This is a genomic window from Rhizobium sp. 01N447_2, from assembly GCF_056399245.1.
Genome location: NZ_JBFTQY010000137.1, coordinates 1 through 6,468, shown reverse-complemented (window position 1 = coordinate 6,468; position 6,468 = coordinate 1). Strand labels below are relative to the sequence as shown.

The 6,468-nt window shown below is 61.6% G+C and carries 4 protein-coding genes; 3 read left to right on the top strand and 1 reads right to left on the bottom strand.

Translation table 11 applies throughout. The annotated features are described in order from the left end of the window. Nucleotides 1–633: ATP-dependent DNA ligase (locus AC1ECN_RS37880; protein WP_477955952.1), on the bottom strand; the 633-nt coding region annotated here is incomplete at its 3' end. A 282-nt stretch (nucleotides 634–915) separates the two neighbouring features. Between AC1ECN_RS37880 and AC1ECN_RS37875 the strand changes: the two genes are divergently transcribed. The 3 genes from AC1ECN_RS37875 to AC1ECN_RS37865 are packed head-to-tail and all read left to right on the top strand — an operon-like array spanning nucleotide 916 to nucleotide 6,354. Beyond that, entirely contained in the window at nucleotides 916–1,668 is a 753-nt protein-coding gene (locus tag AC1ECN_RS37875) for an ImuA family protein (RefSeq protein ID WP_477955950.1), read from the top strand. Further along, nucleotides 1,589–3,100, top strand: a complete 1,512-nt coding sequence (locus AC1ECN_RS37870) for a Y-family DNA polymerase (protein ID WP_477955949.1) — start codon at nucleotides 1,589–1,591, stop codon at nucleotides 3,098–3,100. The genes AC1ECN_RS37875 and AC1ECN_RS37870 overlap by 80 nt, the downstream gene beginning before the upstream one ends. Next, nucleotides 3,097–6,354, top strand: coding sequence for an error-prone DNA polymerase (locus AC1ECN_RS37865; RefSeq protein ID WP_477955948.1), 3,258 nt, complete (start codon nucleotides 3,097–3,099; stop codon nucleotides 6,352–6,354). The genes AC1ECN_RS37870 and AC1ECN_RS37865 overlap by 4 nt, the downstream gene beginning before the upstream one ends. Nucleotides 6,355–6,468 lie beyond the last annotated feature (114 nt).

The following is a 6,468-nucleotide window of genomic DNA, read 5'->3' as shown; positions in this document are numbered from 1 at the left end:
TTCCAAGCCGAGGCGGCAGACGTGCTCCAGCAGGACAGCTGGGTCACCATCGAGTGTTTCCGATAGCCTGACGGCGCCGACTTGATCATTCATTAGGCCGTTTAACGTGTCCTCGAGAAGGTGTCGTCGAGACCGGTATTCGACGCCTCGCAAATCGTGGCCATCAAGGTACATAAGATCGAAAGCGTAGAGGACAGCGTCGGATGCACGGTTGCCGGCTTGTTTATCGGATGCGCCCAGCGATTGTTGCAACAGCCCGAAATCCGGCCGCCCCTCATCGTCGAGCACGACGGCTTCGCCATCGATGATCATCGTCGCCGGCCCGAGCGCTCGGGCGGCCTCTGCGATCGCCGGAAACCGGTGCGTCCAGTCATGGCCGCCGCGCGTGAGGATCCGGATCCCTTGAGGCTCGATGTGAACGGCAAGGCGATAGCCATCCCATTTCAGCTCCCAGCTCCACTGGTTTCCCTTTGGGGGATGAGCCTTCAACTGCGCCAGCGCGGGCTCGACGCGCTCGGGCATGGGATCGAACAGCAGCTGCGGTTGGGCGGGATTTCGCTTGCCWCGCGGCCGGGAACGGATCGGGGCCTCGGTGTCACGAAGGAGGGGTTTTGATCTGGGAGGCTTCGTCATGCCGAGAGTTCAGCAGAAAAATCTTAAAGACACTGTGGCGATACCGACTTGTCCCCGCAATTCACACAAAGGGATTAGCGCTCTCAAACGCTCGGAAAAAAGTCCGCGGGCTGCTACTGGGCTGATTCTCATGGGTATTCTGCTGATTTCTAATGTTCAGGATAATATTCCCATCCCTCCGGTTGCTTGACTCTTTTATTGGGTCGGAACAGAAAGAGAACATCCGCATTTTGTTCGACATGATGTCGGCCGCCAACACGACCTTGAAGGGAGCCGTGAACGATGACTGCTGCCCGTGAAAGGGTGATTTCCGATCTGCGCGAGCGCATTGCATCGCTGAACGGCGTATCAGCCAGGAAGGCTGGCTGTCTTTCCTTCGGCGTACCGGAAATCGACGCGGTCCTGCCGGGAGGTGGTCTGGCCTATGGCGMCCTGCACGAATTTGCCGGCGGCGGGTCTGGCACGGTGGATGGTGCAGCGGCGGCGCTCTGTGCAGCGGGGATAGCAGCGCGGACCAAAGGCCCGATCGTCTGGTGCCTGACGCGCCCCGATCTCTTCTTTCCGGCGCTCGCCCAGGTCGGACTCCATCCCGACCGGGTGATCTTTGTCGAATCCGACAAGGAAGAAGACGTGCTCGCCAATATGGAGGAGGGGCTGTCCTTTGGTGGGCTCGGCGCCGTGGTGGGTGAACTCGTTCGCCTGCCGATGGTCAGCTCGCGCCGGCTGCAGCTGGCGGCCGAGCGAACGGGCACGATGGCGCTTGCCGTGCGACGTTGGCGGCGACAGACGGAGGCCAATGATTTCGGGCAGCCGACGGCATCGACCACGCGGTGGCGGGTGAGCGTCATGCCGTCGGAGGAATTGCCAGTGCCGGGTGTTGGAAGGGCCCAATGGCTGCTGGAATTGATGCGCGTGAAAGCGGGTGAATGTGCTGAGTTTCTCGTGAGGGCGTGCGATGACAAGGGTCGTCTCGATCTATCTTCCGGATCTGCCGACGGATCGTATTCGTCGCGCCGATCCGTCTATTCCGCCTGAACAGGCGATCGCCGTGATTGCCAGGAGCGGTTCGAAACGCTGGGTGTCGGCTGCGGACGCAGCCGCCCGAAAAGCCGGCGTGCATGTCGGCATGCCGGCGGCCAAAGCCCAGGCGCTGTTCCGCGGCCTGATGCTGGTCGATGCGGATCCTGCAATGGATGCCGCAGCGCTCCAGCGGATTACTCTCTGGGCGCTGACGCTCTATTCTCCGATCGTCGCAGTCGATGGGATCGACGGGATCGTCATGGACACGGAGGGTGCCGATCACCTGCAGGGCGGCGAGCTGCCGATGGTCACGAAGATCGCCAATCAGTTCCTGGCAAAAAAACTCACACCCCGCGTTGCGATAGCCGACACCTGGGGTGCGGCCCACGCCTGCGCCCGTGCCATCAGCCGCGAAACGGTCATCGTGCCTTCAGGTGAGACCGTCCGCGCCGTCGAAAAGCTGCCGATATCGTTGCTGCGCCTTCCCGGGAAAGTCGTCAGCGATCTGCGCACGCTTGGCTTCCAGACGATCGGCGAATTGGCCAACACGCCGCGCGCGCCGCTGACCCTTCGTTTCGGTCCGGAGATCGGCCGGCGGCTCGACCAGATGTTCGGCCGCCTCTGCGAACCGATCGATCCGATCCGCACCGCCGAAACGATCGAGGTCTCCAGAGCCTTCGCCGAGCCCATCGGTGCTGCCGAAACCATCGACAAATATGTCGGCCGGCTGGTCGTACAACTGATCGAGGAACTGCAGAAACGCGGCCTTGGTGTCCGGCGCGCCGACCTGATCGTCGAAAAGGTTGACGGAACACGGCAGGCGATCCGTGCCGGCACGGTGAAGCCGGTGCGTGATGTCGCCTGGCTGACGAAGCTGTTTCGCGACCGGACGGAGAAGATCGAGCCCGGCTTCGGGATCGAGAAGCTCACCCTGGTTGCGGTGATGGCTGAGCCCCTGGAGGAGCGCCAGAAATCCTCCTCGCTGGTCGAGGAGGAAGTGAAGGACGTGACGCCACTGATCGATATCTACGGCAACCGCGGGCAGCGCGTTTATCGGGTGGCACCGGTTGCCTCCGACGTGCCCGAGCGCTCCGTCCAGCGCATCAGTCCTGCTGCCGATCCGATCGAGGTCACCTGGGTCAGCCATTGGCGCCGGCCTGTCCGGCTGCTGGCGCGTCCGGAGTTGATCGAGGCCATCGCCTTGCTGCCGGACCGGCCGCCGGTCTCGATCACCTGGCGCGGCAAGCGCCGGAAGGTCAAGCGCGCCGATGGTCCGGAACGGATTTTTGGCGAGTGGTGGCGGCGCGACGCCGAGATGGAGGCGGTGAGGGACTATTTCGTCATCGAAGACGAGGCCGGCGAGCGCCTCTGGGTGTTTCGCTCCGGTGATGGCATCGATCCGGAAACCGGAAGCCATCGCTGGTACTGCCATGGGATCTTCGCATGAGTTATGCCGAGCTGCAGGTCACGACCCATTTTTCCTTCCTGCGCGGTGCAAGCTCGGCGCAGGAACTGTTCGAGACCGCCAAGGCTCTTGGCATCGAAGCCCTCGGCGTTGTCGACCGCAATTCGCTTGCCGGAATTGTCCGGGCGCTTGAAGCATCGCGTGCCACCGGTCTGCGCCTCGTTGTCGGTTGCCGGCTTGATCTGGCCGACGGCATGTCGCTGCTGGTCTACCCGACCGACCGGGCTGCCTATTCCCGGCTGACCCGCCTTATCACGCTTGGCAAGTCGCGCGGCGGCAAGAACAACTGCATCCTGCACTGGGACGATGTCATCGCGTACAACGACGGCATGATCGGCATTCTTGTGGCGGATCTGCCGGATGACGTCTGCGCGATCCAACTGCGCAAGATGGCCGAGCTGTTTGGTGATCGGGCCTATGTGTCGCTTTGTCTGCGACGCCGGCAGAACGACCAGCTGCGGCTGCATGAGATTTCCAATGTTGCGGCGCGGTTCAAGGTGCGGACGGTCGTCACCAATGATGTCCTCTTCCACGAGCCAGGCCGCCGACAGCTGCAGGACATTGTCACCTGCATTCGCACCCGCACGACGATCGACGATGTTGGTTTTGAAAGGGAACGCCACGCCGACCGCTTCCTAAAGCCACCGGAAGAGATGCAGCGACTGTTCCCCCGTTACCCAGATGCACTGGCCCGGACGATTGAAATCGCCGACCGCTGTCGGTTCTCGCTCGAGGAGCTCACCTACCAATATCCGGAGGAAGCGATCGTGCCGGGCAAGGATGCCCAGGCATCGCTGGAGCATTATGTCTGGCAATGCGTGCCCGATCGCTATCCCGAAGGTCTGCCGCCCGATGTGTTGAAGGTCGTGCGGCACGAGCTCGACCTCATCCGCACCATGAAATACGCGCCCTATTTTCTGACTGTCTTCTCGATTGTGCGCTATGCGCGGTCCCAGGGCATTCTTTGCCAGGGCAGGGGTTCTGCCGCCAACAGCGCCGTCTGCTACATTCTCGGCATTACCAGCATCGATCCCTCGACCAACGATCTTCTGTTCGAGCGCTTCGTCAGCCAGGAGCGCGACGAGCCGCCGGACATCGATGTGGATTTCGAGCACGAGCGGCGCGAAGAGGTTATCCAGTGGATCTACCAGACCTACACCAGAGAAAAGGCAGCGCTCTGCGCCACCGTGACCCGCTACCGGGCGCGCGGCGCGATCCGCGATGTCGGCAAGGCGCTCGGCTTGCCGGAAGACGTAATCAAGGCCTTGTCGTCGGGCATGTGGGCCTGGTCGGAGGAGGTCTGCGATCGCAATGTCCGTGAGCTCAATCTCAATCCAGACGACCGGCGTCTTGTGCTGACTTTGAAGCTCGCACAGCAACTGATGGGCGCACCACGGCACCTCGGCCAACACCCCGGCGGTTTTGTCCTCACCCATGATCGGCTCGACGATCTCGTGCCGATCGAACCGGCAACGATGAAGGACCGTCAGATCATCGAATGGGACAAGGACGACGTCGAAGCCCTGAAATTCATGAAGGTGGACATCCTGGCGCTTGGGATGCTGACCTGCATGGCCAAGGCCTTCGATCTGATCCGCGAGCACATGGATCGGGATCTTGATCTCTCGAAAATCGAGCAGGAGGATCCTGCGACCTATGCGATGATCCGCAAAGCCGATACGCTCGGCACCTTCCAGATCGAAAGCCGCGCTCAGATGGCGATGCTGCCGCGGCTGAAACCCCGAACCTTCTACGACCTCGTGGTGCAGGTCGCCATTGTCCGGCCCGGTCCGATCCAGGGCGACATGGTGCATCCCTATCTGCGCCGGCGCGAAGGCAAGGAGGCCGTCGAATATCCAACGCCCGAGCTTGAGGCGGTGCTCGGCAAGACGCTCGGCGTGCCGCTGTTTCAGGAGAGCGCGATGAGGGTGGCGATGGTTTGCGCCGGCTTTACCGGTGGCGAGGCCGATCAGCTGCGCAAGTCGATGGCGACCTTCAAATTCACCGGCGGCGTCTCGCGGTTCAAGGACAAACTCGTATCGGGCATGGTGAGGAACGGCTACACGCCCGAATTTGCCGAAAAGACCTTCTCCCAGCTCGAAGGCTTTGGTTCCTATGGTTTCCCGGAGAGCCATGCGGCCTCGTTCGCGCTGATCGCCTATGCGTCGAGCTTTATCAAATGCCACTATCCGGAAGCCTTTTGCGCGGCGCTGCTCAATTCGCAGCCGATGGGTTTTTACGCACCGGCGCAGATCGTCGGCGACGCGAGAGCCCACGGCGTTGAGGTCCGGCCGGTCTGCATCAATCGGTCCCGGTGGGACTGCACGCTGGAGCGGATCGGCAATTCTGGCCGCCACGCCGTACGGCTCGGTTTCCGGCAGGTGAAAGGACTGGCGGTCGCTGACGCGGCGCGCATCGTCGCGGCACGCATGGACAATGCCTTTGCCTCGGTTGACGATATGTGGCGGCGATCCGGCGTGCCATCGGAGGCGCTCGTCCAGCTTGCCAAGGCCGATGCCTTCCTGCCGTCGCTGAAGCTCGAACGCCGCGACGCGCTCTGGGCGATCAAGGCGCTGCGCGACGAACCCCTGCCGCTGTTTGCGGCGGCTGCCGAACGGGAGAGGGCTGCAATCGCCGAGCAGCAGKAGCCTGAAGTCCTGCTTCGACAGATGACGGACGGGCACAATGTTATCGAGGACTATAGTCATACCGGACTGACATTGCGGCAGCATCCGATTGCCTTCCTACGCAAGGATTTATCAGTGCGCAACATTATCACTTGTGCCGAGGCGATGAACTCGAGGGACGGGCGTTGGGTCTATACATCAGGACTTGTGCTGGTGCGGCAAAAGCCCGGATCGGCCAAGGGCGTCATGTTCATCACCATCGAGGACGAGACCGGGCCGGCCAACCTCGTCGTCTGGCCGACGCTGTTCGAAAAACGCCGGCGGGTCGTTTTAGGTTCTTCGATGATGGCGATCAATGGTCGGATTCAGCGTGAAGGGGAGGTGGTGCATCTTGTCRCCCAGCAGCTCTTCGATCTGTCAGGCGATCTCGTCGGCCTTGCCGATCGAGATGAAGAGTTCAAGCTTCCAGCAGGCAGAGGTGATGAGTTTGCCAGAGGCGGAGGGCCTGATCCGCGGGATACGCCTAAGCCTGTTATAGCCACGCGCGACATGTTCGTGCCTGACCTTCATATCGATACGTTGAAGGTGAAGAGCAGGAATTTTCATTGATTCAGTTTTGAGAAGCTGGTCGTTGGTTCAAACCCCACCCATGTGCCTTCGGCCTACCGCAGTTCCGAGTCAGCATGCTAACGTTCTTTCGGCGGAGTGACGCATGGAGTATTC